The 22,152-nt window shown below is 54.6% G+C and carries 20 protein-coding genes; 16 read left to right on the forward strand and 4 right to left on the reverse strand.

Annotated elements, in window-relative coordinates:
- Nucleotides 1-20 precede the first annotated feature (20 nt).
- The 10 genes from ABA45_RS02425 (at nt 21) to ABA45_RS02470 (ending at nt 10,191) form a co-directional block, all read left to right on the forward strand.
- The gene (locus ABA45_RS02425) at nt 21-1,583 is read left to right on the forward strand and encodes an ABC transporter substrate-binding protein (RefSeq protein ID WP_048384190.1); all 1,563 of its coding nucleotides are present in this window, start codon (nt 21-23) and stop codon (nt 1,581-1,583) included.
- Between the two features lie 113 nt (nt 1,584-1,696).
- On the forward strand, nt 1,697-2,746 hold the full coding sequence (locus ABA45_RS02430) for an ABC transporter permease (RefSeq protein ID WP_014869779.1): 1,050 nt from the start codon (nt 1,697-1,699) through the stop codon (nt 2,744-2,746).
- Nucleotides 2,743-3,675, forward strand: a complete 933-nt coding sequence (locus ABA45_RS02435; RefSeq protein ID WP_048384192.1) for an ABC transporter permease — start codon at nt 2,743-2,745, stop codon at nt 3,673-3,675. Before ABA45_RS02430 ends, ABA45_RS02435 begins: the two co-directional genes overlap by 4 nt.
- A 4-nt stretch (nt 3,676-3,679) precedes the next feature.
- Entirely contained in the window at nt 3,680-4,678 is a 999-nt protein-coding gene (locus ABA45_RS02440; RefSeq protein ID WP_048384193.1) for an ABC transporter ATP-binding protein, read from the forward strand.
- Nucleotides 4,675-5,688 (forward strand): ABC transporter ATP-binding protein, encoded by a 1,014-nt coding sequence (locus tag ABA45_RS02445; RefSeq protein ID WP_048384194.1) that lies wholly within the window; start codon nt 4,675-4,677, stop codon nt 5,686-5,688. The genes ABA45_RS02440 and ABA45_RS02445 overlap by 4 nt, the downstream gene beginning before the upstream one ends.
- Before the next feature lie 73 nt (nt 5,689-5,761).
- A complete protein-coding gene (locus ABA45_RS02450) occupies nt 5,762-6,679 on the forward strand; it encodes a LysR family transcriptional regulator (RefSeq protein ID WP_198147045.1) in 918 nt (305 codons plus the stop codon).
- A complete protein-coding gene (gene pepQ / locus ABA45_RS02455; protein ID WP_048384196.1) occupies nt 6,669-7,973 on the forward strand; it encodes a Xaa-Pro dipeptidase in 1,305 nt (434 codons plus the stop codon). The genes ABA45_RS02450 and pepQ overlap by 11 nt, the downstream gene beginning before the upstream one ends.
- A 76-nt stretch (nt 7,974-8,049) precedes the next feature.
- The gene (locus tag ABA45_RS02460; RefSeq protein WP_048384197.1) at nt 8,050-8,256 is read left to right on the forward strand and encodes a bacterioferritin-associated ferredoxin; all 207 of its coding nucleotides are present in this window, start codon (nt 8,050-8,052) and stop codon (nt 8,254-8,256) included.
- Between the two features lie 93 nt (nt 8,257-8,349).
- Nucleotides 8,350-8,826 carry a bacterioferritin gene (gene bfr / locus ABA45_RS02465; protein WP_048384198.1) on the forward strand — a complete coding sequence of 159 codons (477 nt, stop codon included), beginning with the start codon at nt 8,350-8,352 and terminating at the stop codon, nt 8,824-8,826.
- 9 nt (nt 8,827-8,835) lie between these two features.
- Complete coding sequence (locus tag ABA45_RS02470) at nt 8,836-10,191, forward strand: phosphohexomutase domain-containing protein (protein ID WP_048384199.1); 1,356 nt, start codon at nt 8,836-8,838, stop codon at nt 10,189-10,191.
- Nucleotides 10,192-10,300: 109 nt separating this feature from the next.
- On the opposite strand, the gene ABA45_RS02475 is transcribed toward ABA45_RS02470, so the two are convergent.
- A complete protein-coding gene (locus ABA45_RS02475; RefSeq protein WP_048384200.1) occupies nt 10,301-11,458 on the reverse strand; it encodes a phospholipase A in 1,158 nt (385 codons plus the stop codon).
- A gap of 58 nt (nt 11,459-11,516) precedes the next feature.
- Complete coding sequence (locus ABA45_RS02480; protein WP_048384201.1) at nt 11,517-11,852, reverse strand: hypothetical protein; 336 nt, start codon at nt 11,850-11,852, stop codon at nt 11,517-11,519.
- Nucleotides 11,853-12,050: 198 nt separating this feature from the next.
- Between ABA45_RS02480 and ABA45_RS02485 the strand changes: the two genes are divergently transcribed.
- A complete protein-coding gene (locus ABA45_RS02485) occupies nt 12,051-12,464 on the forward strand; it encodes a c-type cytochrome (protein WP_014869791.1) in 414 nt (137 codons plus the stop codon).
- A gap of 44 nt (nt 12,465-12,508) precedes the next feature.
- Here the strand turns inward: ABA45_RS02485 and rep are convergent, their stop codons facing one another.
- Entirely contained in the window at nt 12,509-14,527 is a 2,019-nt protein-coding gene (rep, locus tag ABA45_RS02490) for a DNA helicase Rep (RefSeq protein ID WP_048388609.1), read from the reverse strand.
- Nucleotides 14,528-14,689: 162 nt separating this feature from the next.
- On the opposite strand from rep, the gene ABA45_RS02495 reads away from it, so the two are divergent.
- From ABA45_RS02495 to gshA, 3 genes are read left to right on the forward strand one after another with little or no spacing between them, the layout of a single operon-like run.
- Nucleotides 14,690-16,414, forward strand: a complete 1,725-nt coding sequence (locus tag ABA45_RS02495; protein ID WP_048384202.1) for a putative bifunctional diguanylate cyclase/phosphodiesterase — start codon at nt 14,690-14,692, stop codon at nt 16,412-16,414.
- A gap of 60 nt (nt 16,415-16,474) precedes the next feature.
- A complete protein-coding gene (locus tag ABA45_RS02500) occupies nt 16,475-18,826 on the forward strand; it encodes a Tex family protein (protein WP_048384203.1) in 2,352 nt (783 codons plus the stop codon).
- Between the two features lie 52 nt (nt 18,827-18,878).
- Complete coding sequence (gene gshA, locus ABA45_RS02505; protein ID WP_048384204.1) at nt 18,879-20,435, forward strand: glutamate--cysteine ligase; 1,557 nt, start codon at nt 18,879-18,881, stop codon at nt 20,433-20,435.
- 15 nt (nt 20,436-20,450) lie between these two features.
- On the opposite strand, the gene ABA45_RS02510 is transcribed toward gshA, so the two are convergent.
- The gene (locus ABA45_RS02510; RefSeq protein ID WP_048384205.1) at nt 20,451-20,894 is read right to left on the reverse strand and encodes a flagellar basal body-associated FliL family protein; all 444 of its coding nucleotides are present in this window, start codon (nt 20,892-20,894) and stop codon (nt 20,451-20,453) included.
- A gap of 68 nt (nt 20,895-20,962) precedes the next feature.
- On the opposite strand from ABA45_RS02510, the gene ABA45_RS02515 reads away from it, so the two are divergent.
- Together ABA45_RS02515 and rsd are read left to right on the forward strand one after the other, a co-directional pair.
- Entirely contained in the window at nt 20,963-21,493 is a 531-nt protein-coding gene (locus tag ABA45_RS02515) for a disulfide bond formation protein B (protein WP_048384206.1), read from the forward strand.
- 114 nt (nt 21,494-21,607) lie between these two features.
- Nucleotides 21,608-22,090 carry a sigma D regulator gene (rsd, locus tag ABA45_RS02520; protein WP_048384207.1) on the forward strand — a complete coding sequence of 161 codons (483 nt, stop codon included), beginning with the start codon at nt 21,608-21,610 and terminating at the stop codon, nt 22,088-22,090.
- The last annotated feature ends 62 nt before the right edge of the window (nt 22,091-22,152 follow it).

The following is a 22,152-nucleotide window of genomic DNA, read 5'->3' on the forward strand; positions in this document are numbered from 1 at the left end:
AAACAGCAACGGAAAACGCGATGAGAAAGCTATTAACCGCATTTGTTGGCTCTATGGCTTTGGCCGCGGCGCCCTTAGCGCTGTCTGCTGAAGCGACGAAAGAACTGAAAATGGCCTACGACGCCGATCCCGTCACCCTGGACATCCATGAACAGTTGTCTGGCGGCATGCTGCAACTGTCCCACATGACCTTTGACCCGCTGATACGCTGGAACAAGGACCTGGGTTTTGATGCCCGCCTGGCAGAAAGTTGGGAGCGCATAGATGACAAAACCATGCGCTTCAAACTGCGCGAAGGCGTTAAATTCCATTCCGGTAATGAGCTAACCACCAAAGACGTCGTGTTTACCTACGATCGTCTGAAGCAAAGCTCTGATTTTAAAGCGATCTTCGCGCCTTTCAACGGCATCAATGTGATTGATGACTACACCTTTGAACTGGTTACCGCCGAGCCTTACCCGCTGTTGCTGAACACCGCGACTTACATTTTTCCGATGGACAGCGAGTTCTACTCCGGCGAGACCGAAAATGGCCAGAACAAAGCGGCCATTACCAAGCATGGCAGTTCCTTTGCATCTGGCAATCTGTCCGGCACTGGCCCGTACATTGTTACGTCGCGTCAGCAGGGCGTGCGTATGGAGTTTGAACGCTTTGCCGATTATTGGGATGAAGCATCACCCGGCAACGTGAAGAAAATCGTGCTGACGCCCATCAAAGAAAACAACACCCGCGTATCGGCGTTGTTGTCTGGTGGTGTGGATTTCATCGCTCCGGTACCGCCAACCGATCTGGAACGCATCAAGCGCGACGAAGACACAGATTTGGTGGCCATGAGCGGTACCCGCATCATCATGTTCCACATGAACCAGGATCGTGTTGAGGCCTTCAAGAACCCCAAAGTGCGTCAGGCGGTGGCTTACGCCATTAACCAGGAAGGCATTGCGGCTAAAATCATGAAAGGCTTTGCAACTCCTGCAGCGCAGATGTCACCGGCTGGCTATTCTGGTCATAACGAATCGTTGCAGCCTCGTTATGATGTGAAAAAGGCGCAGGAACTGATGAAGGAAGCCGGCTACGAAGACGGCTTTACCATTACCATGATGTCGCCCAACAACCGCTACGTGAATGACGACAAGATTGCCCAGGCGGCGGCGGCCATGCTGGCGCGGATCAACATCACGGTGGATCTGAAAACTCTGCCCAAGGCTCAGTACTGGCCCGAATTTGATGCCCGTTCAGGTGACATGATGCTGATTGGCTGGCACGCCGACACTGAAGACTCTGCGAACTTCTTCGAGTTCCTGACCTTCTGCCCGAATGCCGACACCGGCGCTGGCCAGTACAACGCGGGTAACTACTGCAATCCGGAAATTGACGCGCTGGTCGCGAAAGCCAATGTGGAAACCGATCGTGAAAAACGCGCTGCGATGCTGCAAGACGTAGAAAAGCAACTCTATGACGATGCTGCGTTCATCCCCCTGCACTGGCAGGATCTGGCTTGGGCTTCAAAGAAGAACGTAAAACTTGAACCCATATTGAACGTGATGAACTTTCCGTACCTGGGAGACCTAGTGGTCGAGTAACCGCCTCTAATCACACGTGATCAAACCGTAAAACCCGGTCGGTTGCGGGCACCCACTCTCCCAAGGGCGCCTGTAACCGGCTTTTTTATTGACGCCTAATCCGGACATTTTTCATGCTAGCGTTTTTGGTTCAACGGATTTCCCAGGCATTTCTGGTCATGTTCGTGATCAGCGTGATTGCGTTTGCCATTCAGGACGGCCTGGGTGACCCGCTGCAGGAGCTGGTGGGCATGTCGGTGTCGCTGGAAGAGCGCGATGCCATACGTGAAGACATGGGTTTGAATGACCCCATTTACGTGCAGTATGCGCGCTTTGCCGGTAATGCTCTGCAGGGAGATCTGGGCATTTCGTACTTCTACGGCAAGCCTACGTTGCAGGTTATTGCTGAACACCTTCCGGCTACCCTGGAATTGGTGATTGGTGCCAGCCTGATCATTTTGGTGTTTTCGGTGCCTATTGGTGTTTACGCAGCTATTCGCCCACAAGCATTTTTGTCGAAATTTTTTATGGGCATCAGCACTGTGGGTATTTCAATTCCGGTGTTCTTGACTGCCATCGTGTTGATCCAGCTGTTTTCGATTGGGGTCACGATTGAAATGTTTCCAACGGATACCGGTTGGGGCACCTGGCTCAATGGCGCCCTGTCTACCGATGGCGGTTTGCCGTCTTACGGCCGCGGCGACGAGCTTACCCATTTTTTCGGTACCTGGAATTCAGGATTTTTTTCCTGGGACGGCCTTCTGCACCTTGTGCTGCCCTGTGTGTCTTTGGCGTCTATTATGCTGCCGCTGTTTATCCGGCTGATTCGTGCGGAAATGATGGAAGTGCTGCAAAGCGACTACATTCGCTACGCGCGTGCCAAGGGGCTGTCTTCCGGCCGCATCAACTTTTTGCACGCCTTGAAAAACACCATGCTGCCGGTGATTACGGTCGGCGGTGTGCAACTCGGCATCATGGTCGCTTACACCATTCTTACTGAAACCGTATTCCAGTGGCCGGGCATGGGCTTGATGTTTCTGGAAGCCATTACCCGCAGCGACATTCCGCTGATTGTGGCCTACCTGATGGTGGTGGGGCTGGTTTTTGTGATTACCAACACGATTGTGGATCTGATCTACGGCCTGGTGAACCCCACTGTAAAACTGACAGGTAAAAAAGCATGATGACCGCGACTGTCTCCCGTTGGGCTCGCGTCCGCGACTCTTTCCTCTGGTACAGCTTTAAACGCGACAAAGTAGCCATTGCTAGCTTTATCGTATTGTTGGCGATGGTTCTGTCGGCGATTTTTGCACCCTTGTTAGCACCGACTGATCCTTACGATCTGGCGCTGATCGACATCATGAACTCAGAGTTGCCGCCGATTGGCATGAGCGGCGCCGACGGGGCCTTCCCGTTAGGCACCGACGCCCAGGGCCGGGATATGCTGTCGACCATTCTGTACGGCACCCGGGTGTCGTTGATGATTGGTTTTGGTGCGGTCATTCTGCAAGCCGCTCTGGGTATTATGTTCGGCCTGCTGGCGGGCTACCTGGGTGGTCGGGTAGACGCTATTCTGATGCGCATTGCCGACGTGCAACTGTCGTTTTCTACCTTGATGGTGGCTATTATTGTGGGCGCCGTGTTCAAGGCCAGCTTTGGCAGCATTATGTTTGGTGAAATCGCCATCTACATGCTGATTTTTATCATCGGCGTGGCTGAATGGCCACAAATCGCCCGTACCGTGCGTGCCTCGGTGCTGGCAGAGAAGAAAAAGGAATATGTAGACGCGGCCAAGGTGATGGGTTTTCGCACCAACCGTATTATGTTCCGCCACATTCTGCCCAATACTCTTTCGCCGATTTTCGTGATCGGTACGGTGCAAATTGCCAACGCCATTATTTCTGAAGCGGCGCTGTCGTTTCTTGGCCTGGGTATGCCTGAGACCCAGCCTTCACTGGGTTCGCTGATCAAATCCGGCTTCGACTACATTCAGAGCGGTTCCTGGTGGATCACTCTGTTGCCCGGCCTGGTGCTGGTGGTGTTGGTGCTGGTGATCAACCTGCTGGGCGACTGGCTGCGCGATGTAATGAACCCACGGCTGTACAAGGGATAATTCGATGGCATTGCTGGAAGTAAAAAATCTGGATGTTCGCTTTGCCGTGCGAGGTGGCGATTTGACAGCCCTGCGGGGCATCAGCTTTTCGCTGGACAAAGGTGAACGGCTGGGCCTGGTGGGCGAATCTGGCGCGGGTAAATCCGTGGCGGCATTTTCCATTCTCAATCTAATCGCACAGCCGGGCTACATTGCCGGCGGGCAGATTCTGTTTGAAGGCAAAGACCTAGCGGCCATGAGTGAGCGTGAACTGCGGAAAATCCGCGGCAATCGCATCGCCATGATTTTTCAGGACCCGATGATGACCCTGAATCCGGTGCTGACCATTGGTACCCAGATGGTGGAAGCCATAAAGGCCCACCGCCGGATCAGCACCAAAGACGCGCGGGCCATTGCCGTAGACAAGCTGCGTAAGGTGCAGATTCCGTCCCCCGAGAAGCGCCTGGACCAATATCCCCATGAGCTGTCTGGCGGTATGCGCCAGCGGGTGATTATTGCCATCGCCTTGCTGCTAGACCCTGAAATTATTATTGCCGACGAACCCACTACCGCTCTGGATGTGACCATTCAAGCGGAAATTATGGCTCTGCTGCTGGATCTGTGCGAACAGGAAAACGTTGCGCTGATGCTGATTACCCATGACTTGGGCGTGGTGTCCCAGGTGTCCCAGCGCATGCTGGTGATGTACTCCGGCCGTATCATCGAGCAGGGGCCGACCCGCGAAATTATCAACGATGCCCAGCATCCTTACACTCAGGGGCTGATAAACGCACTGCCGCAAATGGGCGAGCCCGGTGCGCGGCTGTTTCAGATTCCCGGTGCCATGCCGTCGTTGAAGAATGTACCCAGCGGGTGCCCGTTCAACCCGCGCTGCTCATTCGCGACCGATGAGTGCCGCAGCACCATGCCCGAGTATGTGCGGACCGGTAATGTAGATGTGGCCTGCTATGAGGTGGAACGTTTGATTGCACAAGAACAGCAAGCCCGGGAGGTGACCCCATGAGCGCCTCGCCGTTGGTTGATATTCGCGGACTGGAAAAGAAATTCGACCTGTCTGGTAGCTTTCTGGAGCAGGTCAGCTTCAAAAACGGACGCTTTCAGCGCAAACAGGAAGCGGTGCACGCCATCAACGGTGTGGACCTGCAGGTGTTCAAAGGTGAAGCCTTGTGCGTTGTAGGCGAGTCTGGCTGCGGCAAGTCTACGGTTGCTCGCACTATTATGGGCTTGCTGTCGCCCACCGCTGGTGAAGTGCACTATGAAGGCAAGCGCATCGACACGCTGGAAGGCAAAGCGCTGCTGCCGTACCGCCGTAAAATGCAGATGATTTTCCAGAACCCTTACGCCTCGCTGAACCCGCGGATGACCATTCAGCAAACTCTGGAAGAACCCATTCACTTTCACCACCCCGAGTGGAGCAAAGCCGACGTGCTTAATAAGGTACAGGAGGTAATGCAATCGGTGGGTATTGATCCGGATTGGGGCAGCCGCTTCGGCCATGAGTTCTCCGGCGGCCAACGCCAGCGTATTGCCATAGCCCGCGCCTTGGCGGTAGACCCGGAGTTTATTGTGGCGGATGAGCCCATTTCGGCGCTGGATGTGTCTATTCAGGCGCAAGTGCTGAATTTGATGATGGACGCCCAGGAATCGCGCAATCTGACCTATCTGTTTATTACCCACGATTTGGCAGTGGTGGAGCACTTTGGCACCCGTGTGGCGGTGATGTATCTGGGCCGGGTCTGTGAACTGGCGCCTACCAAGGCGTTGTTTGCCACCCCGCGGCATCCGTACACCCAGGCATTGCTGTCTGCGATACCGCGGCTGGAAGACGGTCGGCCCAATTACATTCGCCTGCAGGGCGAAGTGCCTACGCCGGTCAATTTGCCGTCGGGCTGCGTATTCCATGGCCGTTGCCCCTACGCTAATGATCGTTGCCGCCAGGAAATCCCGGAATTGTTTGCCACAGATGACGGTGGTCAAGTGGCCTGCCACGGGGTCGAAGAAGGCCGTTTGTGAACACCCAGTAGCCGATGCGTTATTATGGCGTCTTTGATGTAAAGCCAATGGTTCGCGAAGCCGTGGGGGGGTAATGGAAGTACGCTGGATGGAAGATTTTATGGCGCTGGCCCGCACCCGCCATTTTTCTCGTGCGGCTGAGCTTCAACACGTCAGCCAGCCCACCTTCAGCCGGCGTATTCGCCTGCTGGAAGACGCCATGGGTGCAACCTTGGTTAACCGCCAGACGTTGCCACTGTCGCTGACTCCTGCGGGTGAGGTTTTCGCCGAGTTGTGCGCGCGGGTCACCCGCGATGTTCGCGACACCCACGAGCGGGTAAAACACCTTGAATCCGATGCCAGTGCCCGCATCAGTGTGGGTTCTACCCAGGGCCTGTTCTCCCACTTTTATCAGACCTGGGCGCAACAGGCCGGGGTAGCCGAGCGACTGCAACTGAACCTGAAGGCCACCAACTGGATAGGCGAGCAATTTCTGGATGCGCTCGACAACGGCGACTGCGATCTGGTGCTGTGCTACTGGCATGAGGATCTGCCCTGGCGTGAGCGGCTCAACAGCGGCGCCTACCGCTCCCTGACCCTGTCAAAGGAGGCGCTGATACCGTTGAGCGTTGGCGACGAACAGGGCGCCCCGCGTTTTGCTCTGCCTGGCAGCGCTGCGCAGCCGGTGCCGCTGATTGCTTACCACCCTCGGGGTTTTTTACAGCCCGCCATTACCACCCATCTGGCGCGGCAGAAGACCACTGCCAATCTGTTGCCGCTGAATGAAAACGCCCAGTCGGCCAGCGTGAAAGCCTTGGTAGAGAAGGGCTTTGGCATGGGCTGGCTGCCCCAGCGCATGGCACAAAAAAGCGAAGAATCTGGAAGCCTGGTGCGCGCCGGCGATGAGCGCTGGGACGTAAAACTGGAAATTCGATTGCTGCGCCTGAGCCAACCCCGTAGCCAGGAATTCAATACACTCTGGAATACATTGGAAGCTCAATATGACCGATAACCAAATTCTGGCCTTGCAACCTGACCACATTGCCGAGTTGCAGCAGCGCTACCAGCGAGCGCTTGCGGACCATGGCTATAGCGCTCTGTTGATCAGCGCCGGCGCAACACCCGCGCGCTACGGCGACGACCAGGGCGCGCCTTTCCAGGGCTTTGGCCCGTTCCTGCACTGGACCGGCCTGACCGGTTACGAGCATGCCTGGCTGCTGATTCAGGCAGATACAACGCCGCTGCTGTGGCTGTATCAGCCGGTGGATTTCTGGCACGCGACTTTACAGCTGCCAAGCGAACCCTGGCAGCAGGCTATGGACATTCGCTACACTGCCAACCGGGCTCTGCCGCCATTGCCGGCCGGGACTGGTCAGGGTGAAGGGCTGGCCGTTTTGGGCGATCCAGCCCTGCTTGCGGGCGTGCCGGGTGATCATAATCCGGTGGCGTTGACGGTGGCTCTGGATGAAACCCGCATGCACAAAACCGACTATGAAGTGGCCTGCTTGACACGTGCCAATAATATTGCCCTGGCAGGTCACCAGGCTGCCGCCGCTGCGTTCGCCGATGGCGACAGCGAATTTAAGATCAACCTGGCGTATCAGCAGGCGACCTTGCAGCGTGAAACAGAGGCGCCTTATCACAGTATTATCGGCTTGAACGAACACGCTGGTACTCTTCATTACCAGTATTACGACACCACGGCACCGGCGCAGTCCCGCAGCCTTTTGATGGATGCAGGTGTGCGCTACCGCGGTTATTGCTCAGATATTACGCGTACCTACGCGGCCGCGGGCGAAGGCCGGTTCGCAGCACTGGTAAAAGGTATGGACCTGTTGCGCGAACACTTGTGCAATATGGTTGCACCGGGTGTTGAGTATCTGGCTATTCACCGCAAGGCTCACTCCGGTGTCGCTGTGCTGCTCAGTGCCAGTGGGCTGGTCAGCGGTATCAGCGATGAAGCCATGGTAGAGCAGGGTATCACCCGGGTGTTTTTCCCCCACGGCATCGGCCATTTTCTGGGTATACAGGTGCACGATGTGGCTGGGAAACCCGTACCGTCGCCAGCGGAAGCGCCGTTTTTACGCCTGACACGAACGTTGGAAGCTGGCATGGTACTGACCATCGAACCAGGTCTGTATTTTATCCCTTCGCTGCTGGAACCCTTGCTACAAGGACCATTGGCGCAGCATATCAACATCGCGATACTGGGTGAGCTGAAGGGCTGCGGAGGTGTGCGTCTGGAAGATAACGTGCTGGTTACCGAGACGGGTGCGCGAAACTTGAGCAGATTGACTGAAAATTAATCTCTAAAGGGCTTGAACTTTAAGATCGGAATGTTAATAATTATCACTAACATTCAATTGCGTAAGTGAGAGCCCTATGTATGTCTGCCTTTGCCACGGCGTAACCGATCGTGATATCCGTGCCGCAGCGGACAACGGCGTAACGTCCATGCGCCAGTTGGGTGAAGAGTTGGGCGTGGGCACGCAGTGCGGCCGCTGTGCACCGACCGCCCGCGAAATCCTCCGCGATTACAGCTCTCCGGGTTATATGGCTCTGGCGGGTATGTTGGCCCACCCGGTTTGATTGCCCGGCCAAGTTTATTATTCCAGCGAGTTTAATTTTTGTCATAACGCGCTATTCTTACCTAACGTGATTAAAATCTTTAGGGGAAGCGCTATGAAAGGCGATAAACAGGTTATTCATTTTTTAAACAAAGTGTTAGGCAACGAGCTGACGGCCATCAATCAGTATTTTTTGCACTCACGCATGTACAAAGACTGGGGCATCGCCAAGCTTGCCGCTAAAGAGTACGAAGAGTCTATTGACGAAATGAAACACGCCGATCAGCTGATCGAACGCATCCTGTTTCTGGACGGCCTGCCGAACCTGCAAGATCTGAACAAGCTGATGATTGGTGAGCACGTTCAGGAAATGATCGAAAGCGATCTGAAAATCGAACACCTTGCTCATAAAGATCTGAAAGATGCCATCGTTTACTGCGAGTCTGTTCAGGACTACACCAGCCGCGAGTTGTTCCGTAGCATTCTGGACAGTGAAGAAGAGCACATCGACTGGCTGGAAACCCAGCTGGAAATGATCAGTCAGATGGGCATTCAAAACTACATCCAGTTACAGTCTGCCGCAGCGGAGTAAATGTCGACAATGGATCTGTCCTGCTTTAAAGCGTATGACCTTCGTGGCCGTGTTCCAGACCAGCTGAACCCTAAGCTGGCGGAGCATATTGGCCGTGCCTATGTGGAAGTAACCGGCGCGAAAAAAATCATTGTCGGCTATGACATTCGCTTGTCCAGCCGCGAGATCAGCGAGGCATTGTGCTCGGGTTTAATGGCCGCGGGTGCAGACGTGTACGACATTGGCCTGTGCGGTACCGAAATGGTGTACTTTGCCACCAGCCATTACGACATGGATGGCGGCATTATGGTAACCGCCAGCCATAACCCCCGTGACCACAATGGCATGAAAATGGTGGGGCCAGAATCGCGGCCGATCAGTTCAGACAATGGCCTGAACGACATCCGCGACCGCGTTTTGGAACCGTTTGCGGATGCCCACGATCAGGGCCGTTACCAAACCCTGGAAACCATGAGCGCCTATATCGATCACCTTCTGGGCTATATCAACGGTGCAGATCTGAAACCGCTGAAATTGGTCGTCAATGCTGGTAACGGCGGTGCCGGGCTGGTGATTGATGAGCTTGAGGTGCACCTGCCGTTCGAGTTTTTGAAAGTACACCACAACCCAGACGGCCACTTTCCCAACGGTGTTCCCAACCCCATACTGGAAGAAAATCGCGCAGCCACCGCAGATGCGGTAAAAGCCAGTGGCGCTGCTATGGGCATCGCCTGGGACGGTGATTACGATCGCTGTTTTTTCTTTGATGAAAATGGCCGCTTTATTGAAGGCTATTACATTGTTGGTCTGCTGGCCGATCAGTTTCTGCGCAAGACCGGCCCGGGTAAGGTGATTCACGATCCGCGTCTGATCTGGAACACGTTGGATCTGGTTGCCGCTGCTGGCGGAGTTGCCGTCGAAAGCAAAACTGGCCATGCGTTCATCAAGCAGCGTATGCGCGATGAAGATGCGGTGTACGGCGGTGAAATGAGTGCCCACCATTATTTCCGGGATTTTGCTTATTGCGACAGCGGGATGATTCCATGGCTGCTCGTGGCCGAGCGCTTGTGCCAGGCTGGTTGTACGCTGTCATCGTTGATTGATGCCCGTATTGAAGCCTACCCGGCCAGCGGCGAGATTAACCGCACGATCGCAGACCCCGCTACCGTCATTGCTGCCATCGAAGCAAAATACGGCGCTGATGCAAAAAGCGTGAGCCACGTCGACGGCGTGAGTGTGGAATACGATGATTGGCGCTTTAACCTGCGCATGTCCAACACCGAACCGGTGGTAAGGCTGAATGTGGAGTCCCGTGGCGATATACCGTTGATGCGAGAGAAAACCGACGAGCTGCTGGTGGAAATGGAGCGTTTGAACGCTCTGTAAACGTGATGGTGGCTTGTTCTTTGTAATCAGTGCCAAGGCCCTGCCAGACGATCAAATCTGGAGGGCTTTTTGCTTCTTGAGGCTTCCAGCCTTGGCGCTGCGCTAACGATTAAAGCCAGTCGTTCAGCATAATTCCCACGCCGATCCTCTGAATGCGCTCGTTGTAGTCAATTAGGCTCTCGCCGTAACCGTTGTAATAATGCACGAAGCCTTTGATGGCCTCGCCGATGGGGAAGCTATAGCCAAACTCCACCGAGGTTCTGTTGTCTGAGATGCGCAGGTTGTTCAGCAGTTTCAGCGAGAAGGTGCGGTCTTCCGTCAGCTTGTAAACTGCGTGGTAACTGCCATGGCCCAGATAGCTTTCAATATCGTTGTTGTCGTCGGTGCTGCCCTCTGGCAAGCGTATCCAGGGTTGAACCATGAACAGCCAGCGCTTGTAAGTGTAAGTTCCCATGCCAACAATGCGGTTCCAACTGCGCGAGCGCGGCTCGGCCTGACCGTTTGACTGGTGGTTAATGCCCACATACAACGTATCCAGGCGGCCTGGCCCAATGTTCCAGTCGGGTTGGTAGCGCAGGAATAGTTCAGGCTCGTAGTTGGTTTCACGAAACGGCGCGGACTCATCCTGATTGTAAAGCTGCCAGAAAGACTTCTGGGTGTAGCCGAACCAAAGGGTAGCGCGTTTATCCATAAGGCCGGTGAATAGCGGAACTTTGAAGCTGATCTGGTACTTGGCTTCTTCCTGCTTAAGGTCGTAATCGTAGCCGGTTACGCCCAGGCGCGGACTCGTAGGTGCCTGATTTGGGTGGTCGGACCAGGTGACTGGCAAAATATAGTTTGGGCGGTGGCGAATAAAACTGCCAGAGAACGAAAACAGGGCCTCTTCTGCTTCCAGGTAGCGGTCCAGAATCGACGACATTACGGCGGTTTCGTCGTCTGCCCCGGGGCTATTCAGTCCTCCTTTTATGTTCCGCTTGCTTGGCGGTAGTGCTTCGGTAGCGCTTTCTATCCGCTGCCGTTGCTCGGTGCTGGCGTTGTCGCGGGCTAGATCAGGCTGGTAAACCTCATCGAAACAGGCCAGGCGCTGCAATCCATCGCGAATCAGTGCGCAGTCTTGGGCGGACAGAGGCTGACCCGCCATGGGCTCAGCATCGGTTTGGGCACCGGCCGCAGGCGCCCAGGCCAAAGTGTACAATGCGGCGGATATTGCCGTTGCCAACACGTGGCGTCGCTGCCGGATAATTGTTAACGCAGGTGTGAATAGCATGGTGGTAATGTCTCTTTGACCCTTAACGGAAGAAAAACGGCGTGTAAATGGTGATGTTTTACGGGGCGTTCAGGCTGATCCAGGTATTTGCTATGCCGTATAACCACACGCTGGACATGGTCAATGCCATTAATGCGAAAATCAGTTTATGGCGATTTTGCCGCTCTGCGCCGGCGGCAACTACCCAACGCAGGTACATCAAGCCAATAAAACTGGTGAAAACCAGCAGGCTGGCCACAGCCGGTATCAGCAACCAGGCGGGCGCCAGAACTTCCCCCGGCGGCGTACTGGAACCAAACCAGAGCATAGAGCCCAATAGTGTAGCTAGCGCAGTAAACTCTAGAATTAAGAGCGGCTTGCGTAAGCGGTTGGAAGAGTGACCGGGATCTTTCATGACGAATTCCTGAGCGATAAACGGGCCGAGAGCGTATGGTAACCATAACGGTGCGACAGGTCTTGTGATTTGCCAAATGGCAACAAATGATGCTGAAATTGATGTATCAGTCTGCGTGTTGGTTTTTTTGCCAAGGTACAGCCGCTATAATGCGGCGACTTATTATTATAACGCTTGAATGCGAGGTGCATTGTGAAGATGAAGAGAATTCTGGTCGCTGTTCTGCTTGGTTTTGGTCTAACAGCCGGCGCCGCTATGGCAAATTTTGAGGACGAAATTTTGTCCCGTATCCAGCCGGTAGGCAGTATCTGCTTGCAGGGCGACGATTGTGGCGCAGCCGCAGCTCCAACGGTTGCAGTCAGTGCTGGCCCTCGCTCTGGCTCTGAGGTTTATGGTGCCGTTTGTCTGGCATGCCACACCACGGGTGCAGCCGGTGCGCCGGTGATTGGTGATGCCAGTTCCTGGGCGCCGCGTGTCGAGCAGGGCTTAGATACGCTGATCTCCCACGCTATCAATGGCTATAACGCCATGCCAGCTAAAGGTGGCTGTGCCAGCTGCCCGGATGAAGAAATTGCAGCCGCTGTTGAATATTTAGTGGCAGAGAGCAAGTAACACTGCGCAAAACTGGGTTGTTCGCCATTGCGGACTGCCCGGTTTCAGGCGCCCAAGTCTCCTAGCAGGGCGCTGAGCGTTGCTTTTCCCTTCTTTTGATTTACTTCTACGTCTGCTTCCCCCAAACCCAACCAGCGCACATCATCCTCGGGCAGTTCGTCTAGAAAACGGCTTGGAATGGTCTCCATTTTTTCGCCGTATTGCCGGCGAGACGCGGCATAAGTTAGGGTCAGTGTTTCCCGCGCCCGGGTAATACCCACGTACATCAGCCGCCGTTCTTCCTCGATGTTTTCTTCTTCAATGCTCATCCGGTGCGGCAAAATTTCCTCTTCCAGGCCGATGATGAACACATGGGGAAACTCCAGGCCTTTGGAGGCGTGCAGAGTTAGCAGCTGAACTTTGTCGCTGTCGTCTTCTTCTTCGCGCTGTTCCATCATGTCCCGCAGGATCAGCTTGGTAACGGCGTCTTCTACGCCAATTTCGTCCGCGGTGCCTTTGCCATCGTCAAGCATGCGCTGGATGGAATCTACCAGATACCAGATGTTCTCCATGCGCCGCTGCGCCTGTTTGGGAGAGCCCGAATGCTGGTGCAGCCATTCCTCGTACTCTATATCGGTAAACAGCTGCTTAATGACCTGCACAGGGTCATCGCTGTGTAACCTTTTGCAGGTAGCGTCTACCCAGTGAGCGAAGCGCCGCAGGCGCTCCAAACCCTTGTCTGTCACGTGGCTTTGCGCGCCCATATCGCCCAACGCCTTGAACAGGCTGACGTTGCGAGCGCGGGCGTAGTGGCTCAATTGCTCGAGTGTGCGTGGGCCAATCTCACGGCGGGGCACGTTAACCACCCGTAAAAATGCGGCGTCGTCAGTGGGATTGATCAGCAAGCGCAAATACGCCATGGCGTCTTTGATCTCACTTTTGGCAAAAAACGATTGACCGCCGGAGATGCGATAAGGAATTTGATAGGCCTGTAGCTTCACTTCCAGTAGTCGGGCCTGATGGTTGCCCCGGTAAAGCACCGCAAAATCTTTGAATCCCAGGCCCTGCTTCAACTTCTGATCGAGTATTTCGGTGGCTACACGCTCGGTTTCTGCTTCTTCATTGCGGCAACGGATAATGCGGATTTCTTCGCCAATGGCGTGATCGCTCCACAGCACTTTTTCAAAGGCGTGTGGGTTATTGGCAATCACCCTGTTGGCGGCACGCAGTATGCGGCTTGTTGAGCGGTAATTCTGCTCCAGCTTAACCACTTTCAGACTGGGGAAATCCTGTTCCAGTTGTGCCAGGTTCTCCGGTCGCGCTCCGCGCCAGGCGTAAATGGACTGGTCATCATCACCCACTACGGTAAAAGCGGCGCGCCCAGCCACCAAAAGCTTCACAAGCTCGTATTGGCACACATTGGTGTCTTGGTACTCATCCACCAGCATGTAACGAATCTTACGCTGCCATTTCGCCAGCACGTCCGGGTGTTGGCGAAACAGCATCACTGGCAGCAGGATCAGGTCATCAAAGTCAACGGCGTTGTATGCTTTCAGGTACTCATTATAGTAACCATAAATAATAGCGATTCTCTGTTCACGCTCGTCTGCAGCCTTGCTCAGTGCTTCGGCAGGTGCACGCATGGCGTTTTTCCAAGAAGAGATGGTCATCTGTACCGGGTTCAGTTCATCACCAGCGTCGGTGCTACCATGGGTCAGCATTAAATCCTGTATTAGAGCTTTGGCGTCTTCAGCATCAAAAATGGAAAATCCGGGGTGATAGCCCAGGTGGTCATGCTCCTCACGGATTATGTTCAGACCCAGGTTATGAAAGGTGGAAACGGTTAATCCACGGGTTAGCTTTCGATCGATGATGCGGCCAACACGCTCTTTCATCTCTCGTGCGGCTTTGTTGGTGAAGGTCACGGCCGCAATGTGCCGACCAGGAATGCCCAGCTGTTCAATAAGAAACGCAATTTTGCGGGTAATGACGCTGGTTTTACCGCTGCCGGCACCAGCCAGTACCAGCATGGGGCCGTCTGCATAGCGCACGGCTTCGCTTTGTCTTTTATTGAGTTTCGTCACGGCGTCACAGCAGCCTAGTTGCAAAGTGCATTAATATTGTGATTATTCTACAGCACCTGGGTAATCGGCACCCTACCGAAAAGTCAGCTATTGTTAGTGAAGTGTATGGCTTGAATGACTGCGCATTGGTGAAGAGAATCTTACAAACGCATGGATCCATAGATGGTATCGCCTCTCGTTTTTTTTGATCAGCCTCGCATTCGCCTGTTGGTGCTAACTCCGGATTATCGCGATTTCCTGTGGATAAATAGCTTGCTAGTGGCCATCGATGACTTGGCTATGAGTGCTGCCTGGTGTGCAGACACTGCAAGCTTCGAGCGTGCTATGGCCGACAACCCGTTTAACGTGCTGCTATGGGACTGCCAGCTGCACAACGGTGACATGAATGCTTGGTTAATTCATCTTGTTCAGGCCTGCGGCGATAAGCCCGTAGTCGTTATGGGCGCTGACCTGCCGGCAAGCCAGAGTGCAACTATGACTGCGGAGGGAGCCGCAGATTATTTATGCCGCCAACAGCTGGACGGTTGGCAATTGCGGCGCGCGGTAAAAGCGGCGTTAGTGCAATCCGAGATGTCCATTGAGGCCCAAAGTGCGGGTGTTGATTCCGGCGGGCAGATCAACCGCAAATTGTTTTTTTCAAACTTGCGCCTGGCGTTGCAGCACGCAGAAAGCCTGGGCCAGCGTCTGGCACTGTTGCATCTGAACATCGATAAATTCCGCAGCATTAATGAAATCTTTGGTTATCATCAGGGCGATGAGCTTATGCTAAAGTTGGTTGCGGGCATTCGCCAGGTTCTGCGGTGCTCGGACTCCATACTGCGTATTGGCGGGGACGAGTTGGCCATTATCATCGAGCACGTGGAAGATCTTGCGGACATCAGCCGTGTGGTTCGCAAGATTGATTTAGTGATGGAAGACGTTATTGTTCTGGACGGGTGCCCGGTCAACGTCAACGCAAGCATTGGTGTGGCCACCTATCCTGAAGCAGGTAACGATGCGGAGAATTTGCTGCGCCAAGCCAACCGGGCCATGTTTGAGGCCAAGCAGGACGACGGCACCAGCTTTCGCTTTTACGATCAGCAGTTTCACATTTCAGCTGGCAAGCAACTGGAGATGGAAGCAGATTTACGCACGGCTCTGCGCGCCGGTGATCTGGAACTTTACTACCAGCCCAGGGTAGAGCTGGCCACCGGCGACGTTCGCGGCGTGGAGTGTCTGCTGCGCTGGAACCACCCGCGCCTTGGCATGGTTATGCCGGATGAATTTATTCCGTTGGCTGAGCGCAGCGGGCTGATCGTTCCTATCGGCTACTGGGTGATTGATCAGGCCTGCCAGCGGCTGCGTGAATTGGCCGATCTAGGTTTTGCGGAGCTGGTGCTGGCGGTGAATCTGTCATTTCGCCAGTTTCACGACCGCAAGATGACCGAGACTATTTTTCGAATTATTTATAACGCGAATATCGATACCAGTTTGCTCGAATTGGAGCTTACCGAAAGCGCGATGATGCACGACCCAGACTACGCCCGGCAATGCCTGCGGGAGCTAAACGAACTGGGGGTCAACTTCGCTCTGGATGACTTTGGCACCGGCTTTTCATCGCTCAGTAATCTTCAACATTTCCCCATTGCCCTGGTAAAAATCGACAAATCTTTTGTCCAGGGGTTGGGCGAATCTGTCGATTCCGAACACATTATTCGAGCTATTATCAGCTTGGCTCATAGCCTTGATATGAACGTAGTAGCAGAGGGCGTGGAAACCTACGCACAGATGGAGTTTTTACGGCTACTGAACTGCGACCACGTACAGGGTTACTATTTTGCCCGGCCGATGCCTTGGGGCAAGTTGGTACCGTTCCTTCGTAATCAGAGACAGTCTGCTTGCCTGTAATCCTGTGCCGCTGTACCTTTGCCACCTTGTTTGTTAGCGAACGTGATTAGTAGAGGTAGCATGAACAGTATTTCCCGACGCATTGCGAATGAGCTTGGTGTACGTGAAGAGCAGGTTAACGCCACTGTTGAGCTGTTAAACGGCGGTGCGACCGTGCCTTTTATTGCCCGCTATCGCAAAGAGCTGACCGGCGCGCTTGACGACATCCAGTTGCGAGCCCTGGAAGAGCGCCTGCGCTATCTGCGCGAACTGGAAGACCGCCGCGCCACCATTTTTGCCAGTATTGACGAACAGGGCAAATTGACCGATCTGTTGAAAGCCAGCATTAACGGTGCAGACACCAAGAACCGTCTGGAAGATCTCTACCTGCCTTACAAACCCAAACGCCGTACCAAAGCCCAGATTGCCCGTGAGGCCGGTCTTGAACCACTGGCCGATGGCCTTTATAACGACCCAACACACGTGCCAGAGGTTTTGGCAACGCAATTCGTGAGCGCCGATGTGGCTGACAGCAAGTTAGCCTTGGAAGGCGCCCGTGCCATCCTGATGGAGCGCTTTGCAGAAGACGCTGAGCTTCTGGGCCAGCTGCGCGGTTTCATCTGGCAGCAAGGCCAGCTGAAAGTCACCGTTATTGCTGGCAAAGAGGACGAAGGTGCCAAATTCCGTGATTACTTTGACTACAGCGAAGCGTTAAAAAAAGTGCCGTCACACCGCGCTCTGGCTATTCTACGTGGCCGCAACGAGGGCATTCTGAGCTACACCATTGCCGTTGGAGAAAACAGCGACGATCGTCGCCAGCCGCACCCGGCGGAATCTTACATTGCCGCCCACTGGAATGTCCGCGACCAGAGCCGGGCGGCCGACAAGTGGCTGGCCGAAGTGGTGCGCTGGACTTGGCGGGTAAAGCTGTCTGGCCAGCTCGAAACTGACCTGATAGGCCAGATCCGAGAGGCCGCTGAAACCGAGGCTATTCAGGTATTTGCGGATAACCTCAAAGATTTGTTGTTGCTTGCTCCGGCCGGGCCCCGAGCCACCCTGGGCCTGGATCCCGGCCTGCGTAGCGGCGTGAAAGTGGCCGTAATTGACGGCATAGGGCAGGTGGTGGACCACGGGGCAATATTTCCCCACGCCCCACGAAACCAGTGGGAAGCGTCGATAGAGCAATTGCGCAAATGGTGTCGCCAGTACAACATCGAGTTGGTGGCTATTGGCAATGGCACTGCCTCGCGGGAAACCGATAAACTGGTGGTCGATCTGTGCAAGCGCTACCCGGAACTGAAATTGGCGCGCATTGTGGTCAGCGAATCGGGTGCGTCTATTTATTCAGCGTCGGAATTCGCCTCGCGGGAGTTGCCGGACCTGGATGTCACCATTCGCGGTGCGGTATCCATTGCCCGGCGTTTGCAGGACCCGTTGGCGGAATTGGTTAAAATTGAGCCAAAATCTATTGGTGTGGGCCAATATCAGCACGACGTATCGCAGGTACAGCTATCGCGCAGCCTGAATGCAGTCGTAGAAGACTGTGTAAACGGCGTAGGAGTCGATCTGAACACCGCGTCGGTGCCGCTGTTAACCCGTGTATCTGGCTTAAACCCCACCATTGCCCAGAATATCGTGGATTATCGCAGCCAGAACGGCCAATTCCGTAATCGCAAGCAGCTGATGAAAGTGCCGCGTTTGGGGGCCCGCAGCTTCGAACAGGCGGCGGGCTTTTTGCGCATCAGCGATGGTGACAATCCGCTAGATCGGTCTTCGGTGCACCCGGAAGCTTATCGCGTGGTGGAAACCATCGCCGCTAAAAATCACCGGGATGTTAATAACCTGGTGGGTGATGCGGCGTTTTTGCGCAGTCTGAACCCGCAGGATTATGTGACCGAGCAGTTTGGCTTGCCCACGGTCAAAGACATCTTTGCTGAGTTGGAAAAGCCGGGGCGCGACCCACGGCCGGAATTCCGCTTCGCCAGCTTTGAAGAAGGCGTAGAAACCCTGAAAGATCTGGAGCCGGGAATGGTGCTCGAAGGGTCGGTCACCAACGTTACCAATTTTGGCGCCTTCGTGGATATTGGCGTGCACCAGGACGGCCTGGTCCATATATCGGCGTTGGCAGACCGTTTTATAAAAGACCCGCGGGAAGTGGTGAAAGCTGGCGACATTGTAAAAGTGAAGGTGATGGAGGTGGATATTCCGCGTAAGCGCATCGCTTTGACCATGCGCATGAGTGATCAACCTGGCCAGCAGCCGGCTGAACGGCCCCGTGGTGACAAAAAACCAAGCCCAAATCGCAACAATGCGGCTAGCGTGCAAAAACCGGCGCCGGCTGCGAGTCAGAATCAGGGTCAGGGTCAGGGTCAAGGCGCCATGGCAGGAGCTCTGGCTCAGGCCATGGCGTCGGCCAACAAGCGCGCCCGTTAATTTACTTGGCAACTTTACTTGGCAACCACAGCGGTTGCAGCAGGAGTTTTTCATGGCTCAATCACGCCATCACATATTTAAGCAGTTTGCCGCCAGCGAATGGCAGGGCTTTCGTAAAGGTGTTGAAAAAGAAGGTTTGCGTGCCGATGCCAGCGGCTTCATTGCACAAACCCCGCACCCGCACGCTCTGGGTTCGGCGTTGACCCACCCGCGCATTACCACCGATTATTCGGAATCTCTGCTGGAGTTGATTACGCCGGTGTATGACACCACCGCCGGCATGCTTGAAGCGCTGGGCCACACCCATCAATTTGTGCAGCAGAACTTGGGCGACGAAGTATTCTGGGCCGCCAGTATGCCCTGTGGTCTGGATGGCGACAGCAGTATTCCCATCGCCAACTACGGCAGTTCCAATGTGGGTAAGATGAAACACGTGTATCGCCAAGGCTTGGCGGTGCGCTACGGGCGAATGATGCAAAGTATCGCCGGTACCCATTACAACGTGTCGTTACCCGAAGGGTTTTGGCAGCAGTGGCAACAGGCTGTGGGCGACAGCGAGCTGAGCCTGCAAGATTTCAAATCTGAGCAGTACTTCTGGTTGATTCGTAATTTCCGCCGCCGTAGCTGGTTGTTAATGCTACTATTTGGCGCTTCACCAGCGCTGGACCAGAGTTTTGTTGCCAACGTAAGGCACAACCTCAGCAGCTTTAATGCAAATACTTTTTTTGGTGAGCAGGCCAGCTCGCTGCGCATGGGCGATTTGGGTTACCACAACAATGCCCAGGCGTCTTTGAACATCTGTTTTAACGAGCTAAAAACCTATACCCGCACTTTGGAACGAGCCATTCACACGCCCTGGCCGCCCTACGAAAAAATGGGTATAAATCGCGACGGTGAATATATTCAGCTTAATACCAGCGTGCTGCAGATTGAAAACGAGTATTACAGTGCCTTACGGCCGAAGCGCACCGTTGCCAGTGGTGAAAAGCCCATACACGCGTTGATGAGCCGCGGGGTGGAATACATCGAGGTGCGGTGTCTGGATCTGGACCCGTTTGCCGCCGTGGGTATTACCGCGCCGCAAGTGGACTTCCTTGACCTATTCTTGTTGGACTGTCTGTTACAGGACAGTCCGCGGATTGGTGACGATGAGTGTGCCCGGTTGGATAACAATTTCAAAGATGTTGTAGCGCGCGGACGCGGACGCGACTTGGCGTTGCAGCTGGGTAATCGCAGTGTTAACGCCGGAGAGACGGCGCTTGAACTTCTGGATTCGTTGCAGCCACTGGCGGAACAGCTCGACGGTTGGAATGGCGACGCCACCTACGTGCGGGCTCTGGCGGAGCAGCGGCACAAGTTGGAGGGCAGCTGGTGTTTGCCATCGCAGCAGGTCTTGGATGCAATGGTCAGTAGTGGCTTGGGCCACCGCGACTGGGCGCTGGACATGTCCCTTAAGCATAAGCACAGCTTGCTCGCGCAGCCGTTGTCAGATGCCGTGCAGCAGCAATATACAGCGTTTAGCCTTGAGTCCTTGCAACAGCAGCAGCAGATTGAAGCTGCGGATACTCTAAGCTTTGCCGACTACCTGAATCAGTATCAGCAAAGCTGAGTATCAGAGTGTCGGTCACTTCTGCACCACAAACTCGGTAAACAGCACGCCGCTAACGGCTTCACCGGTGTGCTGGCTTTCCAGGACCTGATTGATGCGGGAGGTGGCTTCTGTTGCCAGTGTTTGCTGAGTGCCTGGCAGGGTAAGCGCATCAACATCGTTTTGCTCGCCAAACAGCAGTATCAGCTCATGGCGTATGCGGGGCATGTGAGCTTCTACGGCGGGGCGAGCGGTGCTGGCGTTGGCGCGCAAGCTAACACTGGCTTTCAGATAGGAAAGCTTGCTGCCTGGCGGCCCTATGTGGGTCACAAACGCGGGCTCCAGTGATATATAATCGGTAACGGTTGGTTTTGCTGGTTCAGCCGGTTCGTCAGGCTCTTCACCGTAGGCGACAACTGCTAGCGCCGTCAGAAAAAGAGCGATGAAGATTTTTGGCATCATTTTTTTCAATACATTCATAACCCTGACAACTCTGATAACCGCGATAGTTTCACAACAATTATTACAGTAACAGGCTGGTAGCACAGATGCAGTCCCATTCCTATTTTCGAGGTGATCTTTTGACCAGCAGGATCCTGTTTGCCGTTATTTTTTTGGTGTGTACCGCACTGCTTGCGGTGGCATTTTATATGGAACATGTGATGGGGCTGGAGCCTTGTCCTTTGTGCTGGTTACAGCGGTTTGCCTTCATGGCAGCCGGGTTGGTCAGCCTGTTGGCGTGGCTACATGGCCCGGGGACGATCGCTACACGGATATACGGTTTTTTTCTGGCGCTGGCTGCGGGCACGGGGTTGGGGTTGGCCAGCCGCCAGCTCTGGCTGCAAAGCTTGCCTGCGGACCAAGTGCCGGCTTGCGGTCCATCGGTGGATTACATGCTGGAGGTGCTGCCTTGGTCGGAAGTACTGGCGACCGCAGTTCGCGGGACCGGTGACTGTGCGGCGGTGGTCTGGCGTTTTCTGGGCCTGAGCATTCCGGGGTGGAGCGCGCTGTTTTTTGTTTGCGTGGTGCTGGTCGGTCTTTATCTGTGTTTGCGCCCCGCGCCAAAGCGGCCCTGGTAAGATCGCAGCCACAAACGGTTGCGGCTGGTCACTGCCATAGGGTAACTTGCATAGACTTATCTGCACGTTCAGAAGGTATTAGCCAGATAGAACACCAAGTGGAGTACAGGCGTTATGTTGGAGCATTGTCGAAATGCCCGTGAACGGTGGGGCGGGGTCAGTGATCTGATCGACCGTTGGCTTAAGGAGCGTCAAGATGTCTTGGTGCGCTACTGTGAGCTGTCTGCCGAAAACGACTATTCCCAGACCGAGAGCCTAAGACCAAAACTGATTCTGCTGTGTGAAATGTTGATGGATTACGTTTCCGCCGGGCACTTTGAAATCTACGAGCAACTGGTGCGTGAGGCGCGAGAATTTAACGACGACGAGGGCTTGGGACTGGTCGCAAAGGTGTATCCGCGTATTACCGAAACCACCCAAGTGATTCTGGATTTCAATGACAAGATAGATGGTCGCGAACTCTCCGAGTCGGAAATGCAGGCGTTGTTTACGGAGTTATCGCGAGTGGGTGAAATCCTGGCTAGTCGTTTTGAACTGGAAGATCTTCTGATTGCTCATCTCCACACCGCCAACGCAGACAAAGTAGAGCCAGCCTGAGAGCTGTTGGTAAACTTGGGCGGCATGCTTTTGGCGCCGCCCAGATGCTAATGGTTAACTGC

This window comes from Marinobacter psychrophilus (genome assembly GCF_001043175.1).
GTDB classification, from domain to species: Bacteria; Pseudomonadota; Gammaproteobacteria; order Pseudomonadales; family Oleiphilaceae; genus Marinobacter; species Marinobacter psychrophilus.